Origin of the sequence: Dehalobacter sp. DCM (assembly GCF_024972775.1) — a bacterium.
Lineage (GTDB): Bacteria > Bacillota > Desulfitobacteriia > Desulfitobacteriales > Syntrophobotulaceae > Dehalobacter.
This window is the reverse complement of record NZ_CP092282.1, coordinates 1,107,943-1,127,630: the sequence shown is the minus strand read 5'-3', so window position 1 is coordinate 1,127,630 and position 19,688 is coordinate 1,107,943. Positions and strand designations below refer to the sequence as shown.

Here is a 19,688-nt window from a genome sequence, read left to right as displayed (position 1 = left end):
ACACACTATGCTCATTGGTTCAGGTTAAAAACGCTAATAATGATGTCCGCAACACGCACATAATCATTGAGATCAATCAAGGGAACCGGGGCTGCAAGATCCTCGACATCGGTGATAACGCCAAGCAGATTTTCTGCCGGGGATACGATCTCTGTTCCCAGCTCTCTTCTAACCACTTCAAAACGCGGCCTTTGGGACATTTTAAAACCTTCAACCAGGATAATATCGACATTCTCAATCATTGGAATAACCTCTTCAATATCCTTCTTGGTTTCAGTTTTTTGAATGACCGCATATTTATCCGGCCCGATGATCGCGGTAGCCGTTGATCCTGCTTCGGCAAAACGCCAGCTATCTTTACCCGGTTTATCAATATCAAACCGGTGGGCGTCGCTTTTGATTACACCGATCCGATAACCGCGTTCGGTCATTTCCCTGATCAGCTTCTCGAGGAAAGTCGTCTTGCCGGTTCCTGATTTTGCAGCAACAAAACAAACTACCGGGACAGCGCTCGCCGCTTTCTCCGATGAGTTATTGCCCGTATCTCCCCCAGATACCGAATGGTAATTATGACGTCCATTTCTGATATCACTGCTATTGACCGATAACATTGTACCTGCCATATACCCCACTCCCCTTATCGTATCGATGGTACAGGTATCTATCCGTTCGTTTTTGTATTCTAGTACAGCATTCTTGAATTCTTTTTACACCTCAAATCAGGTCTGCGTGCCACAGTTCCGGCGACAAGCTTTCTTTAACTTAAGGTTTTTGAGCGCATTCGCCGGCGGTTCCCTTTAATATTTCAATACCGTGTTCTAGCGACTGCAGGACAACAGCGAGACATTCCTTCACACCTTTGGGACTGCCCGGTAAATTAATAATCACTGTTTTGCCTCTTATCCCGGCTTGAGCCCTTGAAAGCATCGCTCTGGGTGTGACCTTCAGGCTTGCATAGCGCATAGCCTCAGGAATCCCAGGTGTTAATCTTTCGACGACTGTAAGGGTTGCTTCTGGGGTAACATCTCGTGGTGAGAATCCCGTCCCACCGGTGGTTAAAATAACGTCTACTTTAAGTTCATCAGCAAATTCAATCATCTTTTGTTCAAGGACCCTCTGTTCATCCGGGACAATAACTACGTCCTTGACTTCCCAGCCAATCTCTTCAACCATCGATTTAATCACTTGTCCGCTTAAATCTTCTCTTTCTCCGCGGGAACCTTTATCACTGGCTGTAATAACACCGACAGTTATCATGTTTTTCACCTCTTACCTATACACACTGTCTTCTATTCTTTAGTTCATGACCCATGCTTCCAAATGGATTCAAGGAAAAAACAACGATTATGGTTGCGTTTCCCTCAAATAATTGCCGCTCTTGCCGCCGGATTTGCTCACAAGACAGATGTCTCCGATCACCATACTCTTTTCGGCGGCTTTACACATGTCATAGATCGTTAGAGCGGCAATCGATACGCCGGTCAACGCTTCCATTTCGACACCGGTTTGTCCGGTATTCTTAACTGTTGCCTCAATCTCAACTTTACTTTCCGCGTCATTTATATTGAAAGAAACATCAATACCAGAAAGCAATAGGGGATGACACATCGGAATGAGGTCCGACGTCCTTTTTGCACCCATAATGCCAGCAACTTGGGAAACAGCCAATACATCACCTTTAGCCAAGGCTCCCTGCTTAACCAACGCCAATGTTTCCGGCTTCATTCGTATCTCACCACGGGCAACGGCTACCCTAACTGTATCTGCTTTTTCACTGACATCGACCATTCTGGCGCGTCCCTCTTTGTTAAAGTGAGTTAGTTCACTCATAATCATCTACTCCCTTGTATTCTTTATTATCCGCCAATTTCGTGCATATTCCGAATGACTGGTTCATAATCGTTGCTTTGAATGCAGTGACGCATTGGCTTGGCTTTGATACCATCCATCAAGAACTTATCAAATTCATTTTCAGCGTAATCTTTAATATCAATCTCCACATTGGAGTGAAGGCACGGTTTTAGCTTGCCGTCCGGCGTCAGTCTGATCCGATTGCAATAATGGCAGAAATGGCTGCTGAGCGGGCTGATCAGACCTACCTTACCTTTACTGTTCGGCAATTTGTAAAGACGCGCCACGCTGCCGTGTCCTTTAGAAGGCATAGAAATTAGCGTAGGCACTCTTTTCAATATTTCATCATTGGCGAGGAAATGTTCCGTATCCCACTCGCTGGCTTCACCTAGCGGCATGAGTTCAATAAAACGCACCTCAATATCTTCATCCCTGGTCAAATTAACGAAGTCTTCGATCTCATCATCATTGAATCCGCCGATCAGCACAATATTGATCTTCAGCGGAAACAATTTAGCTTCTTTCGCTGCGCGGATTCCTTCTAGAACATCGTCTACCTTACCGCATCGCGTAATTTGACGATATTTATCCGGATCCATACTGTCGATGCTGATATTGACCCGAGTTAAACCCGCTTTTTTTAAGTCTTCAGCGTAATTTTTCAAAAGCAGCCCGTTGGTCGTAAGTCCCAGTTCTTTGAGACCGTGTTCTTTTAAGGCAGAAATGTTACGGACCAAATCAAGTATACCTCTGCGAACAAGTGGTTCGCCGCCGGTTAATCTGATTTTAGTGATACCCAGCTTAACTGCACTCTCAGCTACTTTTTCAATCGTTTCCAGATTTAAGATCTCCCGGTGTTCTTTTTTATCAATACCATTTTCCGGCATACAATAAGTGCATTTTAAATTACACAGATCGGTGACGGATATCCGTAAATAGTTGATATCTCTGCCATAACCATCAATCATATTTTATCTCTCCTCAAATGCGCGTAAAACGTATTTTGCTGACGATTCTATAGTTTGGACATGACACTTTATAATCCTGGATCTGGGGTCAGGGTCAATTATCTGCAAAAATAACAGTTTGGATATTGACACATTTGGCAGTTGCTGCATAAGCCGCCTTCACCCATCCGAATGAAATCGTTTTTACTTAGGGTTTCGCAGGTAAATATTTTCGGTAATACCGCATCCAAAACAGTCGTTTTATAATAAGCTGCGGCACCGGGTACACCTAATATAGGTACACCACGCAAATAGGCCAGCATAAACATATTTCCGGGCTGAACAGGCACGCCGTAAGTAATCACTTCTGCACCCGTTCCTCTGATTGCCCCCGGTGTCAGATCATCCGGATCAACCGACATGCCGCCGGTCATAATGATCAAATCAGCCTTCTTGTCCATAAATTCATAAATCTTACCCTGAATAAGCTCCAGCTCATCCGGGCAATATTCCTGACCAATGATTTCAGCTCCAAAATAATCAACTTTCTTGCGAATGACAGGTCCGAATTTATCCTTGATCCTGCCTTTAAAAACCTCACTGCCGGTGATTACAATACCGACTTTCAGCTTTTTATAAGGCTGAACAGAAAATACCGGTCCATGTAAAATACACAACTCTTCCACTTTGCGTATATTTTCTTCTTTCGTAACAAGGGGAACTATACGTGCTGCAGCTATCTTTTGGTCTACTTCCACTTTAAAGTTACTCGGCAAAGAGGGAATAGTCACGTGCTCAATGGAATTGATCTCATATAAAAGTGAGCTTTTGATCCGTAATAAGCCTTTTTCTGTGGATATGAGAGTTGTTTTTCCCTCCTGCGGTTCTGTATACCGGATGTTTTCACCCATCACAGCCTGTGCCATACGAACAGCCGCGTCATCCTCATGAATCTCGCCGGCGTTTTCTTCCCAAACGTATATGTGTTCTTTTCCTAGGCTTAATAGTTCTTCGACATCTTCCTGACAGATAACATGATTTCGCTTAAACGCAGCGCCTTTGAATTCTCCAGGGATTACTTTCGTTATATCGTGACAGAGAATCATACCCACTGCATCTTGAACTGCTACCTTTTTCACTTATATCTCCTCCGGTATGACTTTTTTTGATTCATTTCTATGGTTTATTTTGATCAACAAATTATTCAACCTTATAAACAGTCAACTTTTCTCCGGCTTTAACAGGTCCGCTCTTTTCAGGGACCTCTGCCAGAGCATCACATCCAAGCAACGAACTGAGGACACCGTTACCTTGTTCCCCGGTAGTCTCAATATTGGCTAAACCGTTTTCAAAGACAATCCTGCCTCTGATAAATCGTCTGCGAGGACTTCCTTTGCGAAAATCTGCTTGCATAGTCGCTACAAGCGTCTCATTGTGATAAGCGTTTCTACCCGCCATCCTTTTAAGAAAAGGTACGACAAGAAGTTGATATGTTACTATTGCTGCCGCAGGATTGCCGGATAAACCGATGAGTATTTTTCCCTCCCTGACAGCGACGAGGCAGGCTGAGCCGGGTTTGATATCTATTTTCCAAAACAGCGTTTCTGCACCAAGATAGTCGGCTGCAAAACGGATGACGTCATAGTCGCCGACAGATACACCGCCGGTTGTGATGACAACATCGGCTTCCTCCCATCCTTTTTCCACTAAATCGGCTACTGCTTCCATTGTATCTTTGCACATTCCTATGACGATCGGTTTGATCCCGATTGTACGAAGGTAACCTTGGAGTGTATAGATATTACTGTTTCGAATTTTTCCGGGACGGAGATCCTCTGAGGCATCGATCAGTTCATCACCCGTTGAGATCAACGCTACCTTGGGTATTTTATAAACCGGCACGTGAGCTACGCCAAGCGAAGCCATTACTCCCATCAACGGGGGTGTAATGAGCGTACCTTTGGTCGCCATGATTTGCCCCGCAGCAATATCTTCTCCCGCTGGAACAATATCTTCTCCGGGTTTATATTGTCTGGTTATGGTAATCGTATTATCCCGAACCGCAACCTCTTCAAATTTGGTCACAGCATCAGCTCCTTCAGGAATTGGAGCACCTGTAAGGATTTTTATCGCCTGGCCGGGTCGGACAGGTTGCTTGGCGGTATAGCCTGCAGGTACTTCTTCAATAACTTCCAGTGTTACAGGTTTAGCCGGACTTGCTTCTACTGTATCTTCAGCCCGTAATACATACCCATCATAAGGTGAACGGGCAAAGGGCGGTATGTTTTCCTGAGAATATATATCCTCGGATAGTACACTTTCCAGGGTATCAGCCAAGTCCAATTTTGTACTTTCCACAACGTTACAATATTCAAATAACAGGCTCTGAGCTTCTTCCAGCGATATGTTGTTTTTCAACGTTGATCCTCCTCATAAAAAATCGTCTCTCCTTACCACCTGTGGTACCGCGGCATAAATTCATCCATGAATAATCGCCGCTCCTTGCCATCCGTGGCACAAATTCATCCATGAATAAATAAATTCCTGCACGGACATGCAGGAATAAATTTTTGGTTTGAAAAAACCATTCATATTCGCATCTCCTTCGCGATACAGCAAGTAACAAAATTTCTTCTGTCACTCCGTGGACTTTGTCCAGACCTCAGGTCCATAGCATAATACTTTAGGACTTTAAGGCTCGGAGAAAAATTATATGATTTTTATAAAAATTGTTACCTACATTATAACCTAAAAACCGTTTTCTGTCTCTATCTTATTATAAAATAGTGTGATTTCATTAAGGCTTACATTTTATTACATTTGCGTTTTAATTTAGCAAAGCCAACTGATCACTTGATATGAAAAGATAACCAAGTCGTATACACTTCCTCAATAAAATCCCGTGAGTCCGTTATTACCGGCAAGTTGATAAACGGTAATCCGGAGTGTTGAGAATCCTTAGTATCATCAAACAGAAGAAAACCCTGCTTCAAGTCTTCCAGATTTGTTTTTAGCATCTTAAAACAATCGGTAAACAGTGACCTATCCATTAAATATACAGCTGCGACAACATCCCAATTATAAAATCCGTCTGTTTCAAATATCTTCATTATATGGGTAAACCAGTACATGCAATTATCGCGGAGATAGTGGGTTGATGGACTGGGACAGTTGAGTTTTCCAATAAACTCCTCTCGGCTAAAAAAGGCCTTTAGACAGTTATTACCGGTAATAATAGAGATATTTCTTCCATTTTCCATCAGCACCTTAACCGCTTCCAGGTCACAAGAGAAATTCAGTTCATCCAAATTTCTCTCGTTGATGATCAAGGGTTCCGTAATGCCCCCCATGACAACGATTTCAGCAGTTTTCTGAAAAAAGAGAGGATCTTTGAGAAAGGCCGCATAGATGTTAGTTAGCGAACCAGTCGCCAGTATGCTAATACTCCCCGGATCGGCATCAACAGTCTTTACAAGAAAATCCACAGCGTCGCTGATATGGGTGTGATTATCCGGACAGCCTTTGAAGAAAGGTATATCCGACCGTCCAATCTCATGCAGCATACGTTGTGTATTGGTATAGACCGTCTCGACGTCACTGTTTCCATAAGTCGTCGTAATTCCGCATATTTCCGCATCCATCTTACCCAAGAGATAAATCAAGGCCAGACCATCATCAACATCCGCGCCTTGCACGCCCATCGTATTGTCACAGTCAAAGATAATCTTCTTATGCAAAAGAACCCTCCGGTCATACTTTTATAATGCAATATCTATGCCAGTCAATTTTTTATTTTATAACCTTTTGATTTTACAGGACAAACCGTTATAGGTCCAAGTACCGATCAACGGATCGGAAGTTTCAATATCCGCATTGGTAAGAATATTGGCATTCCCCAGCCATAGTCCGCCCAGATCCGGTTCTGCTGGCTGCATCTCCGGATACCACCATCCATACTCCAGACTGACAACATCGTCACACATGACAGATATTTTTAAAGTAAACACTGCTTTTCCCCGATCTGTTTCGACCTGGACTTTGCATCCGTCTTCCAACCCTAACTTTGCAGCGGTAGCTGCACTTATTTCCGCTAAAGGTTCCGGATGTGTCGCCCGGAATTTTTCCAAATGGTGATAACTCGACGCGTAATACGGTTGAAAACGTGCACCGCTAATCAATATTAATGGATATTCCTCATATTGGGCCTGAACGGGTTTTGGCGTAGGGAGCGGATCGGCGCCGATCTCTTGCAGAAGTTCACTGAAAAGCTCCACTTTTCCACTGACTGTGGCAAAACCTTTGTACTTGCCGGTTGCCGGATCGATATCCGCATACTTAAAATAGTCATTCGGCGGGCAATAAAGTCCGGTATCACAATATTCTTCCCAGGAAATACCCGCCGGAGCTAATGATGAGATCATGGCATCGTGGTAAGTTTCCCATGGCCAGTCCGTATCCGATTGGCCCAGTCGCAGCCCCAGTTCTTTCCAGAAGTAAAAGTCCGGTCGGCGTTCATAATAGGGTTCTACCGCTTGGTCGCCGCCATAGGCAATATTGGCGGTGCCAGCCTTTGTCTCAATAAGAGGCCGTTCCAGAATTCCTGCGCTCGGCAGCACATAGTCAGCCAGCATGGAGGTGGGATTTGGGAACAATTCCAACACAACCATCAGGTCCAAGCTCTTCATTGCTTCATAGATCAGATGGGTATCTGCCTGCGTTAGTAACGGATCCGAAGCCATGACAATAAGTGATCTGACAGGATAGGGTTTACCCGTTAACATGGCATTCCAAACAAGGTTGGGGTGTGCTGAAGTCAAATAGCGCATCGGCAGGCGTTTCCCATGCTTCATCGTTTGCTGACGGACTTTTTCATACCCGGTGAATGCCTGTAAACTGAGTTTATCCTTGGCAATGTATTTTGCCGCCATCGCCGCCGCATGCTGTTCACTTAATTCCAAATCGATTTCGGGAATAAAATCGGGCATTTCACTGATATGGGAAGCATACGGTCGGTCCAGGTTGCCGGTAATGGCACGTAAGATAGCAATTGCCCGATGGGTTGGCACACTGTTTGGCCCCAGCTGATCGATGCCCCGTCCACTATGCAAGGTAGCCGGTCCATTTTTAGCATATAAATGTGCCACCTCCCTGATCATGTCCGCGGGGACACCGGTGATCTCCTCAACAAGATCCGGCTTATAAGAAAGCACATGCTGTCTAAGCTGCTCAAAACCATGACACCATTGTGTGACAAATTCCTGATCATATAAATTCTCCGTGATGATCACCTGAAGCAAGCCTAAAGCAAATACCGCATCGGTTCCGGGCCGAATCCCCACCCAATGGGTTGCAATCTCCGCGGACCGGGTTCTTCTTGGATCAACAACGATAAACGGTTTTCCCGTCCTGCTGAAAGCCTGTATCGTACGCCATAATACGGAGTTATCTGATTCGGCAGGATTAACACCCCAGAGAATCAGGCAGCCTGTTTCTTCCTGGTCAAGTTCCATGTCAATTGGCCAGCCATATGTCAGGGAATTAATCCAGATACCCGGGTTCCAGCAAATCTGGCCGATACCCATATTATTTGGACTTCCAAAAAGGGCCATGAAACGATGCAGCGGCCAAAAGGTCGTGTGCGGTCCGCCGATACTGGTAGCTAACATTTCAGGTCCATAGTTTTGCTTTAACGACTGAAGTTTTGCAGCGATTTCATCCAGGGCTTGATCCCAAGAAATCCTTTCCCATTGTCCGCTACCGCGTTCCCCCACTCTTTTCATAGGAAAGTTAATTCGCTGCGGATGATCCAGTATTTCCGGGGCCATTCGCCATCGCCGACAGCCCTTTTGAATATTCGCATCACCCGGAAAGCGCGTGGGATCAGGACTGACTGAAGTCACCTTCCCGTCTTGGACAGTTGCGGTCAAACCGCATTGATATCCGCAGAATCGGCAGTTTGTCCGAACTGTCTTTTCGTTCAAATTCCTATCGGCATTCCCGGTTCCTAAACCATTATTGTGAGATGTGATAAACACATTATCATTACTACCCATAACGTCATCATCCTTCCGGTGCAAAGAGATCACTCATCCGTTTGCCGTCGATATTGGTCAGCTGATAGGAGCAAAAGGGCACTAAACACCCGTCATTTCTCGCAACAGTCATACTGCATTCCTTTAAACGTTTGAGATCCATACTAAAAGCATCCATATAATTCATGATGACGATAGACACGCCGGATACGAGATCAGGATATTTATTAGAGGCTATATCTCCCAATACAGAACCTTGAGGGCTGTCCGGATTGAAAGCTTCTATATATTCCTGGGGTGATATCTGCCGGGTAAACGGCAGGAAATGTCCTTTTTCTTCAATGATATATGTTGCCGATGAGCAGATAGGATGAGAACATCCCAGCGGCAGAAAATCATACGGTTGAATCAATCCTTTACTTTGGTCTGCCAACATGAAAGCGACATCACCCATGGTCAGCCTTTTTTGAATCGTGACGTCAAAACGTCCGGAGCCGAAGGCAGGCTGATACGCTAGTCCGGCAATAACATCCCGGTTTTGCAGCGCAAAGTTGAGTACATCACCCATTTGGTCCTCGTTAATGCCTTCAATGACTGTCATGGCCAGGACAACCTGTACCCCCACCTTACGACAATTCTCAATCGCCTTCAGTTTATACTCCAAGATATTTTCTCCCCGGATCTTTGCATAGACGTCACCAGTCAATCCATCAAATTGCATATATATGCCGCTGATGCCTGCTTCGGCCAGTTCCTGAATATATGCCGGATCGCGTGCAATGACAACACCGTTGGTGTTGACCTCGATATAATCAAACCCAATTCTTCTTCCCATTCGAACAATTTCGGGCAGATTTTTACAAATAGTCGGCTCACCGCCGGTCAGTTGAATACTGGTTTGTGCCCCGGATTGCGCCAGAATTGCTTTATATTTATCTTCAATAATTTGAAGGTCAAAGTCATGTTGAATGACACCTTTCGCCGCTTCAGCTGCCATAAAGCAGACCGGACACCGAAGATTGCAACGTTCGGTAACCTCGATTTCAGCCAGTGTGCAGTGGCGGAGATGCGATGTACAAAAACCGCAATCATGCGGACAACCCTGCTGGGACTGCCTGAAAACCTGCGGTTTTTTCAAGGGCAGGCGAAGATCACTCATCCAGCGATAGTGGTCGATATCCGGCCAAACATAGGTAATAACCTTCCCGTGTTCCGGACACGTCTTCTCCATATAGACGGCTCTATCCTGCACCACGATTTGCGCATCGATTACTTTTAAGCAGACAGGACAGACACTTTGGGTCTGATCGATAATTTCGGCATGATCTAAGACAGCGGTATCATTTTTCAACATAGAACCTTCTCCTTTTGACCCGCTCATCATACGATCGTGATCACCGGGCATTTATATAATACGAAATACGCTAAAAAAGATAATCAAATAAGGGCAAACCACAAATATACTAATAACAATTTCCGAGGTTGTAGTTCCGATAGTAGGATACACTATCTGTTGCTGTCTGTAAAATCCGCATATTGGGTTTCCAACCTTAAATATACACCAGAATAACCGTCATGATGAAGATATACGCCACATCGTATACAGCCGTATCGATATGACGTATATCCATCAATATCATTTTACTGAACCCACACTATTTTGAAACATGCGCTAAGGTCAATCAATTTTTTAATATCTTCATGAAATCTTCATCGCCATGCGGCAACTTTCCTCTGAACTTCTGTTCGCCGGGCAGCCAGGTACGTTCTTGCCCTGCGAAGATAACGGCATTACGCATAATCAAACCGCCGAGCAGGACGCATAAACCGCCTATGGCCAGGAGTGTGTCGGCCATGACAATATACGGAGCAATCAGAAACAGAACCAATGGGATGAACGTTCCAATAAAGAGGATCCCGCCTTTAAAGGCCATCGCATATTTGCCATCAATCCACATTTTGGCAGCAATAGCTTCCCTTTCGGTTGTTCCGGTGAGCTTAACCCACATGTAACCAAACCAGGTCAGCAGTTGGAAAGCCAGGACGGCAGCTGCGAGCCAGGGCATCACATTCATCACGTCCACATTTTGTGCCGGCAGCAGCAGGTCGCTTAAAATAAAGCAGGACATTCCCGTAACCAGAGAGGAAAGCAGGAAGATAGTCATCATCCCAACGCCGGTCCAAAACGGACGGGCTTTGTTGCGTCCCAGCAGAATGCCAGGGTATGTGGCAACAATCAAACCAAAGATCACACAACAAACAGCAAAGAACTTCCGGGCGATAACAAATCCGGCCCAGGGAAGGAAAGGAAGTCCGAAGGAAGCGTAGATCAACCCGGCACCGATACAAAGTGTCATCATATAGGCACCAAAGCAGATGACCGCTTTCGGATTCATAAATACCCGCCAACCCTTTAAAGGATTGGGCAGTTCAAGCAGCAGCAATCCGGCTCCAACGCATACACATAAGGGAGCAACGAAATTGCCCAGGACGGAGGTCATCCCTTCACCCAACAACAAATCTGCGAGACCGGCTATAACCAGCATTGCTGCGCCCATTCCGGCGAAGAAAAAGTCAACAGCAAGCATCCAACCAAAACCATCATGATGTTTGTGACTCATCGGATCTGCGCCTCCAATCCAATATAGAATACATAGGGTTCTGTTCCGAGTTCACCAAGCAAACGAACGGCATTGTGTTTCTTAATCAGCTTGGAAACTTCGCTGTTTGGGTCGTCCAGATCGCCGAAAGTACGGGCTTTCTGGTGACAGGTTTGGACGCAGCGGGGAACATTGCCTTTGTCGACACGGTCCATACAGAAATCGCATTTCTGGATAACACCTTTTTCATGGTTGCAAACACGGGCGCCATAGGGGCAAGCCATAACACAGGCTTTGCAGCTGACACATTTCTTTTCTTCGACAAAAATGATTCCGTCATCACGGCGCTGGGAAGCACCGGTCGGGCAGGCATCGACACAAGGTGTATTTTCACAATGCATACAGATCAAAGGAATATGAATCATGTGCAGATCAGGGAATACCCCTTCCGGTCCCACTGTCGTCACCGGGTTGTACATCATATCCACCGGAAGATTATTATGGGTTCTGCAGGCCACCGTACAGGATTGGCAGCCGACACATGCTCGGGTATCCATTACCATTGCATAACGTGCCATGTTACTTCCCCTCCTTTCCGTCTACCTTGTAAATTTTGCATAACAAACCTCTATTAGCCCAGGTTCCGCTGATCGGGTCACAGTCTTCATCGCTTGTACTGGTTAAAACATTGGTATTTGATTCCAGACATCCGCCAAGAACCGGCTCATTGATGTCTCTCTCTGGGAACCACCAGCCTCGCTCGGTGATTATAACTTTCGGTGCTACAGCCTGGGTGACATCGGCTCTTTGTTTGATTCTGCCGCGTTTGGTTTCGATCCAGACCCAGTCATTTTCCTTAATACCGTACTCTTTTGCTGTTTCCGGGTTGATTTGGAAATGCGGTTCATGATTGATATAACGAACACTTCTTATATTGAAATGTTCTGAATGATGAAACGGCATAAATCCATTACCGGTAGAGAGCACGAGCGGGTATTCCTGCGCTAGTTCCGGATTGTCGTTCTCATTCTCTGCAGGGCCTGTATATTCGGGCATTGGCGGATAACCGAGCTCCTCCAGGATACTGGAATATAGCTCTACTTTTCCGGAGGGGGTTGCAAATCCCTGTCTCAAGTATTTCTGATATTCTCTCTCTGGGAAGTGGAAACGGTACCATTCGACGAACTGATCATAGTTCTCAGTGCCATAGCCAAGCGGTTCGATTTTAGCAAAATATGCATCTTCGACGGTTTCCCAAGGCCAATGTTCAGCTTGACCTAGGGCAACGCCGAGATCTTTCCAGAAGTTATAATCATTGCGGCGTTCGTACATCGGCTGAATCGCACGCTGTGATGCCAGCAGGAAGTCTGTACAGCCATAGCTGCTGGTGATGGTCGGACGCTCAAGAGCGCCGGCAATCGGCAGAACATAATCGGAAAGTACCGCAGTCGGCGTCATCCAATAGTCACAGGTAACCAGAAAGTCCACTTTCCTTAGGGCTTCCAACGTCAGTTTACTCTCGCCATAAGAATTGATCGGATTGGTAGCATTAACAATCATCGCTTTGACTTGATATGGTTCACCGGTAAGAATAGCTCTGAAAACTGAAGGCGCATGTGCCTCACACATCCATTCAGCGGTTGGAACTTTACCCCAAACTTTCTTAGTCGTTTCACAAATCTTACTATAGCCCGGCCAAGTACAAAGTTTAAACTTGTCAGCACCGATCTGTTTTGCTTTTTGCTCATCCTTAAGGAACTCGTTGCCTTCCATCTCTTCATCCGTGATGTATTCCAAGCTCGGGCCGGTCAAGAGGTCAGAACCTGGCGCATCAAGATTGCCGGTGACTGCCCTGAGAAGGGCACGCGCATGCATGAGAGCTCCCGATGGTTTACCTTGCTGGTCACAGGCAGTTCCCCACTGAATGTTACCCGGTCTGTTCATGGCATACATTCTGGCACTCTCTCTGATCTGTTCGGCAGGAATCCAGGTCAACGGCTCTGCCCATTCCGGTGTAAATTGTTCAACATGGGCAAATAATTCACCGAATCCGACACATTGATTCTCAACAAAATCCGGATCGTACAAGCCTTCATAGAGTATGACATTCAGCCAAGCCAAGGCGAGGGCGAGATCAGAACCCGGACGTACCGGCAGCCACATGTCACACTTAGCGGCTGTTTCAGTGAATCGGGGGTCGATTACAATAATTTTTAGACCTTTTTCTCTAAGCTCTGTCAGATGGTGCATCTCCGGCATGCTGGAAGCTCCTGGGTTTTGTCCCCAGAGTACCAGACATTTGCTGGAGCCTAAGTCAATTTCAAACGGACTCCAGCCGCAGACTGCGGTTTCTACCATAAAAGTAGGAATCCAGCAAAGCAGTGCATTATGGAAGCCATTCGGGCTGCCGAAAAGATTCATAAAACGACGGCGGGCCCAGTCATCCGTACGCTGGGTGCCGCCAGCTGTTGCTACAGCTTCAGCACCAAATTCGTCCCGTATAGCAGCGAGTTTCGCTGCGATTTCGCTGATCGCCTGATCCCAGGGAATTTGTTCCCATTTCCCTTCGCCCTTCTTACCGACTCTTTTGAGAGGATAATTGATGCGCTCGGGATGATCAAGGTGCAGTAAGGCGATGTTTCCACGGCAGCATAATCCACCGGTATTGGTCGGAAAATCGGGATCGCCTTCGATTGCTAAGACTTTGCCATCTTTGACATAGGCGTTAACGCCGCAGTTCTGATGACAAAAATAGCAACAAGATTTCTTGATCTCAATACCTTCTTGTTCCAAATCAACATTTCTGTTCATCTGATGCCTCCAGATTTAAATATTTTATGAAAAAGTTCACTTTAAACCCTGTATGAAATATATGCAAGTATTATGCCAGAGAACACTAATGCTGAAAACCCGATAAAATCAGGCTTTTTGCTTTTGAGTCAATAATCGATTTTATCAAAATGAAAAAAATAATCCAATTTTAATCTGCGATATTAGAAAATAGTCTCAGCAATGAATTATACCATCCCCCGAATTATTGCAGCAAGCATGAAATAAATTGTGTGACATTGAGCCATACTAATGTGCAGATAATTCAATAAAGCCATATTAATCCTAAAACGAGATTGTATTGCAAAAAAAGAATCTGCAGCTTGCCGCTTATCTCCAGTGATATCCACTCTATCCATATCTAATCAATCGTAAAAAGAGATTGTTTACGCGCTGACTGTTTTGAAATACCCTTCTGGGATGCGCTTGTATCAAGGTTTTATCAATAATTAATTCAAAAATAGGAGGTGGCATATATCTTGCATGTATGCTTTTAGAGAAGGGAGGTATCATTTATGTGTTTTAGACCAAGTGAAGCAACAAAAGCTGTTGTATGCCCTAATTGTGGAAAAAAACTACCCGTAGTCGGAGGCGTAAAACAAAAGAAATGTCCTTTTTGCAAAGTCGAATTGACGGATGAATCGAATAACAAATAGTCAATCTTTTGATTCGCGATAGTTGACATGGTGACCTGTCAGCATAGCAGACTACGGATACGGTAACATTAGAATAAGGCTATTGGCAATAAGCCAATAGCCTTTTCTAGTGTACTGAAACAATCATTGACGAAAAGCATTATGAAGATCGCCATCTTTTCAGCGGATATGCTATACTAGAAGCATTATTTGTTATGAGGTGGTATTGTTGGTCACTGAGAAAAAAATATCAAGCCAGGTCATAAAGCGATTACCGAGATATTATCGCTATTTGTCTACCCTTCAACAAATGGGTATCAGCAGAATATCATCAAAAGACCTGGGGAACAGAATGGGTTTAACATCATCCCAGGTTCGCCAGGATTTCTTCAGCTTTGGTGGCAACGGCCTGCAAGGTTATGGATATGATGTCTGCTTCCTGTGCCAGGAAATTCATAAGCTATTGGGACTCAACAACATACATACCATGGTGATCATCGGTGCGGGAAGTTTGGGGCATGCTCTGGCCAAGCACAGCAATTTTGACAAAAGCGGTTTCAAAACCATAGGCATTTTTGATATCAATCCCCTTTTGGTCGGAGAAAAAATTCGCGGCCTTGAGGTCCTGCATATCAATGATCTTGCTGTTTTCGCAAACACAAATCAGGTCGACATTGCTGTTTTGACGGTACCTGAAAATAATGCAAGGGAAGTTGCCGGCCTGGTAGCTGATTTAGGAATAAAATCCATATGGAATTTCTCTCCTGTGGAATTAAACTTGCCGGAAGACATCATTGTAGAGAATACACATCTCATCGACTGTCTCATGGTATTAGGGTATAATATGAAAGAAAAGGGTTAAAATTGCTGTATTCTTGCGTATATTCTTTATGCTAATCAAATCCGTTTCACATTGTTATAACAGATAGTATGCGGTGTTGTATAACTTCAAAAATAGTATGCAACACCGTTTTATCTTTACACAGAGATATCGATAGTCTTCTGTCACAGGATCTGGTACATACGGTTTTCGCTCAATTTAATCCAATATAGTTTGATAAAGTTTTATCAATATCATGACTTATATTATGCAATTTTTAAATATCGTTCAACAAATCTGATTCTACTTCATGTGACTTTGTTTAATATATAACTTTTCTTGAATTATACTTCTCGTTATCTTACACTAGCTGCAAAATAATTTAATTTTAGAGAGGGAGAGACGGGCCGTATGAATTCAATAAAAGAAATTATTCGCCAATATGGCGGTAACACGGGATTACTGCTTCAAATTATTCTCGCTGTCCAGGACGCTGCCCCCCTGAATTATCTCAGCGAAGAGGCCGTGAATGAAATCGCCAGTGAAATGAATATTTCACGAAGCAGGGTTTACTCTACCGCGTCATTTTATAGCGAGGTATCTCTAAAACCCAGAGGCAGTCATGTTATACGGGTTTGTTCTAATGCCCCCTGTGAAAACGCCCAAAAAGCACTTATTCTTACTTCGATCGAAAAAGAATTAGGAATCATAGCCGGTCAAACGACACCGGATAGGCTCTTTACTTTGGAATGTGTCAATTGTCTGGGCGCTTGTTATATGTCTCCTGCAATTAAAATAGATGAAACAATATACGGTAACCTGACCCCTGATAGTGCGGTGTCCATAATACGTCGTTTAAGAAAGGAACACCAAAATGAGCAGAGTGCTTAATCATGAACTTATTTTCAATATTTGCCCTGATCGTTATGTCGATTTACCGACATATTGCTGCCACGGAGGATATACTGCTCTGAAAAAAGTTTTAGAGCAAGCTCCTGAAACCGCAATCAAAGAAATTGAAGAAGCAGGGCTTCGGGGACGAGGCGGCGCTGCCTTTCCGACAGCAAATAAAATCAAAATGGTACGTTCAAACCCCAGTGATCTCAGGTATATCATTTGCAATGCTGATGAAGGAGAACCAGGCACATTTAAAGACCGGTTCATTATGACGCACATCCCGTTTCAATTACTTGAAGGAATTACTATCGCAGCTTTTTTAGCTGGAGCAGGCCATGGTTATATTTATATCCGTCATGAATATCCCGAAGCGCAAAGAATTATGCGGGAAAGCATTATTGAAGCTCAAAAGAGCGGATTATTAGGATCAAATATCATGGGAAGCAGCTATAACTTCACTTTGGAATTATTTTCAGGTGCCGGCAGCTATCTATGTGGCGAAGAAACCGCATTAATCTCTTCGATAGAGGGAAAAAAAGGACGCCCTCGGTTAAAACCACCCTATCCAACCGAGGCAGGTCTCTGGAATAAACCAACGTTAATCAATAACGTGGAGACCCTGTCAAATATACCAAAAATAATCCAAAATGGCGCAAAATGGTATCGTTCCTTGGGTACCCAAGACAGTCCCGGGACGAAATTAATATCTCTTTCAGGGGATGTCAATCGCCGTGGTTTATATGAAGTTCCCTTTGGTATTTCTTTCAATCAGATTATCAATAAGTACGGGGAAGGAACTAAACCTGGCCGCGCGATCAAAGCGGTCAATATCGGCGGGGCATCCGGAGTGCTGATACCACCGGATTTACTCGACACCCCCCTTGAGTATCTGGCTTGTGCAAAGACCGGAATCACGATCGGTTCAGGAGCTGTATTCGTCTTGGACGATACACGGTCTATTCTGGCTAACGTTCATAACCGCCTGCGTTTCTTTTTGCATGAAAGCTGCGGTAAATGCACGCCTTGCAGAGAGGGCCTAAGACAAACAAACATTATTATGGATAGACTGCTGTCCCGAAAAGCTGTAAAAACGGATATTGACACCCTTACGCGATATACCCGTGCCATACAGGATGCCTCCTTTTGCGGCCTTGGGCAAGCTGCCGGGAACAGCTTACACTCTTCCCTCATGTATTATGCTGAAGAATACCTTGCTGCCTGCCAGGACAACCAATTATCACATAACAAGGAGGTAACTGCATAATGCATTCAATCGAAATTTTTATTAACGGCAAGCCTGCTACGGTAGCCCCGTCAATAACCATATTGGAGGCGGCAAGGCAGCAGGGAATAGAACTTCCATCGCTTTGTCATCACCCCGACCAACGCATCAAAGGGAATTGCCGGGTTTGTGTTGTTGAAGTAGAAGGCTATAAAAATTTAGTTCCCTCTTGTTCCACGCACGTTGCGCCGGGTATGAAAATCACAACCAATTCCCCACGCGTAAGAGATACCGTACGTACGATTTTAGAACTGATTTTTGCCGACCATCCGCAGGAGTGCCTGACGTGTATTCGTAATGGCAATTGTGAACTCAGACAAATTGCCGCAAAGTTCGGAGTTAGGGATATCCAGGGAGAAAAAACAAAACCTACCTTCAGCATGGACATGTCAACCCCTGCCTTGGTTAGAAACCCAGATAAATGCATAAAATGCGGACGGTGCGCCGAAGCCTGCCATCATATTCAGGAAGTTGGTATCCTTTACACCCATAACCGCAGCACCGATATTTGTATTACGCCGGAATATGGCAAACAGTTGAATGCGGTAGCCTGTGTCCTTTGCGGACAATGTGCCTTAGTCTGCCCGGTAGGAGCAATCCATGAAAAGGATGATACCGACCGGGTATGGGAAGCCCTGTCAGATTCCGGGAAACATGTCATTGTGCAAGTCGCTCCCTCTGTGCGTGTTTCCCTTGCCGAAGAATTCGGACTTCCCTCCGGTGAAATTGCAACGGGAAAAATGGTTTCTGCTTTACGGCACTTGGGCTTTGATAAGGTTTTTGACACGGATTTTTCTGCTGATCTGACGATTATTGAGGAAGGTAATGAATTGCTGCAACGGATCAAACATAATGGCGTTCTGCCAATGCTAACCTCTTGCAGCCCCGGATGGATCAACTATGCGGAACATTATTATCCGGAAGTGTTACCTCATATTTCCAGCTGCAAATCACCCCAGCAAATGTTCGGTGCTTTGGCCAAAACGTACTATCCCCAAAAATACGCAATCAATCCTGCAGATATTTTTGTCGTTTCCGTTATGCCCTGCACGGCGAAAAAATTCGAAGCACAACGTGCGGAAATGACTGCAAGCGGCTATCAGGATGTCGATGTGGTTCTCACAACCCGAGAACTTGCACGTATGCTGCGGCACGAAGGTGTTGATTTTTCAAAGCTGCCTGAGACAGATTTTGACACGCCTCTGGGGATATCAACCGGTGCTGCGGCAGTGTTTGGCGCAACCGGCGGAGTAATGGAAGCTGCCTTGCGTACGGTCTATGAAGTAGCAACAGGAAACACACTGAATGATCTGGAATTCACTTCCCTACGCGGAATGAAAGGTTTCAAAACTGCTGAAATCGACCTTGCCGGACGCAAAGTAAAAGTTGGAATTGCTCACGGCCTTGCTAACGCCAAAAAAGTCATGGAAATGATAAAAAACGGCGAAGGTTCTGATTATACTTTCATTGAAATTATGTGCTGCCCGGGAGGGTGCATTGGCGGCGGCGGACAGCCTTATGGTACGACCGATGTTGTCAGAAAAGCACGGATCGCATCACTTTATTCTGTGGATCTAACAATGCCGCTGCGAAAATCTCACGAAAATCCTGGGATTAAAAAACTCTATGAGGAATTTCTATACGAACCGCTCGGTGAAGTGTCACATCATCTGCTGCACACGGTTTACACTAACCGTCAACAAACTCACGAGCAATCTTAAAGTAATCAGTACTAACGTGCCGCTCATCGCACATAAAAGGGTGCCGCAAACTGTTTAAAAACAGCATTGCAGCA

Annotated in this window: 16 protein-coding genes and 1 riboswitch; of the genes, 4 read left to right on the top strand and 12 right to left on the bottom strand. The window is 44.9% G+C overall.

From position 1 onward, the window contains the following. Positions 1–11: 11 nt before the first annotated feature. The 12 genes from mobB to LPY66_RS05370 form a co-directional block, all read right to left on the bottom strand. Positions 12–623: a molybdopterin-guanine dinucleotide biosynthesis protein B gene (mobB, locus tag LPY66_RS05425; protein WP_337987078.1), complete on the bottom strand. Its 612-nt coding sequence runs from the start codon at positions 621–623 to the stop codon at positions 12–14. Between the two features lie 139 nt (positions 624–762). Next, positions 763–1,257: a MogA/MoaB family molybdenum cofactor biosynthesis protein gene (locus tag LPY66_RS05420; RefSeq protein WP_337987077.1), complete on the bottom strand. Its 495-nt coding sequence runs from the start codon at positions 1,255–1,257 to the stop codon at positions 763–765. A gap of 87 nt (positions 1,258–1,344) precedes the next feature. Next, positions 1,345–1,830, bottom strand: a complete 486-nt coding sequence (moaC, locus tag LPY66_RS05415) for a cyclic pyranopterin monophosphate synthase MoaC (RefSeq protein WP_337987076.1) — start codon at positions 1,828–1,830, stop codon at positions 1,345–1,347. 26 nt (positions 1,831–1,856) lie between these two features. Continuing rightward, complete coding sequence (moaA, locus tag LPY66_RS05410) at positions 1,857–2,819, bottom strand: GTP 3',8-cyclase MoaA (protein ID WP_337987075.1); 963 nt, start codon at positions 2,817–2,819, stop codon at positions 1,857–1,859. Positions 2,820–2,917: 98 nt separating this feature from the next. Next, positions 2,918–3,937 carry a molybdopterin-binding protein gene (locus LPY66_RS05405; RefSeq protein ID WP_337987074.1) on the bottom strand — a complete coding sequence of 340 codons (1,020 nt, stop codon included), beginning with the start codon at positions 3,935–3,937 and terminating at the stop codon, positions 2,918–2,920. Positions 3,938–3,998: 61 nt separating this feature from the next. Then, complete coding sequence (locus LPY66_RS05400) at positions 3,999–5,216, bottom strand: molybdopterin molybdotransferase MoeA (RefSeq protein ID WP_337987073.1); 1,218 nt, start codon at positions 5,214–5,216, stop codon at positions 3,999–4,001. A gap of 165 nt (positions 5,217–5,381) precedes the next feature. Continuing rightward, a riboswitch (molybdenum cofactor riboswitch) is annotated at positions 5,382–5,514 on the bottom strand. A gap of 133 nt (positions 5,515–5,647) precedes the next feature. After that, positions 5,648–6,535 (bottom strand): nucleoside hydrolase, encoded by an 888-nt coding sequence (locus LPY66_RS05395; protein WP_337987072.1) that lies wholly within the window; start codon positions 6,533–6,535, stop codon positions 5,648–5,650. A 57-nt stretch (positions 6,536–6,592) separates the two neighbouring features. Further along, entirely contained in the window at positions 6,593–8,851 is a 2,259-nt protein-coding gene (locus tag LPY66_RS05390) for a molybdopterin-containing oxidoreductase family protein (RefSeq protein WP_337987071.1), read from the bottom strand. A gap of 7 nt (positions 8,852–8,858) precedes the next feature. Beyond that, a complete protein-coding gene (locus LPY66_RS05385) occupies positions 8,859–10,184 on the bottom strand; it encodes a radical SAM protein (protein WP_337987070.1) in 1,326 nt (441 codons plus the stop codon). A 328-nt stretch (positions 10,185–10,512) separates the two neighbouring features. Continuing rightward, positions 10,513–11,451: an NrfD/PsrC family molybdoenzyme membrane anchor subunit gene (nrfD, locus tag LPY66_RS05380; RefSeq protein WP_337987069.1), complete on the bottom strand. Its 939-nt coding sequence runs from the start codon at positions 11,449–11,451 to the stop codon at positions 10,513–10,515. After that, a complete protein-coding gene (locus LPY66_RS05375) occupies positions 11,448–12,008 on the bottom strand; it encodes a 4Fe-4S dicluster domain-containing protein (protein ID WP_337987068.1) in 561 nt (186 codons plus the stop codon). Before LPY66_RS05375 ends, nrfD begins: the two co-directional genes overlap by 4 nt. Position 12,009: 1 nt before the next feature. Then, complete coding sequence (locus LPY66_RS05370; protein ID WP_337987067.1) at positions 12,010–14,241, bottom strand: molybdopterin-containing oxidoreductase family protein; 2,232 nt, start codon at positions 14,239–14,241, stop codon at positions 12,010–12,012. An 882-nt stretch (positions 14,242–15,123) separates the two neighbouring features. Between LPY66_RS05370 and LPY66_RS05365 the strand changes: the two genes are divergently transcribed. The 4 genes from LPY66_RS05365 to LPY66_RS05350 all read left to right on the top strand — a co-directional run bounded on the left by LPY66_RS05365 (position 15,124) and on the right by LPY66_RS05350 (position 19,614). Next, positions 15,124–15,756 carry a redox-sensing transcriptional repressor Rex gene (locus tag LPY66_RS05365; RefSeq protein ID WP_337987066.1) on the top strand — a complete coding sequence of 211 codons (633 nt, stop codon included), beginning with the start codon at positions 15,124–15,126 and terminating at the stop codon, positions 15,754–15,756. A 369-nt stretch (positions 15,757–16,125) separates the two neighbouring features. Further along, a complete protein-coding gene (locus LPY66_RS05360) occupies positions 16,126–16,605 on the top strand; it encodes an NADH-quinone oxidoreductase subunit NuoE family protein (RefSeq protein WP_337987065.1) in 480 nt (159 codons plus the stop codon). Continuing rightward, complete coding sequence (locus tag LPY66_RS05355) at positions 16,589–17,875, top strand: complex I 51 kDa subunit family protein (RefSeq protein WP_337987064.1); 1,287 nt, start codon at positions 16,589–16,591, stop codon at positions 17,873–17,875. The genes LPY66_RS05360 and LPY66_RS05355 overlap by 17 nt, the downstream gene beginning before the upstream one ends. Then, complete coding sequence (locus LPY66_RS05350; protein ID WP_337987063.1) at positions 17,875–19,614, top strand: NADH-dependent [FeFe] hydrogenase, group A6; 1,740 nt, start codon at positions 17,875–17,877, stop codon at positions 19,612–19,614. Before LPY66_RS05355 ends, LPY66_RS05350 begins: the two co-directional genes overlap by 1 nt. The last annotated feature ends 74 nt before the right edge of the window (positions 19,615–19,688 follow it).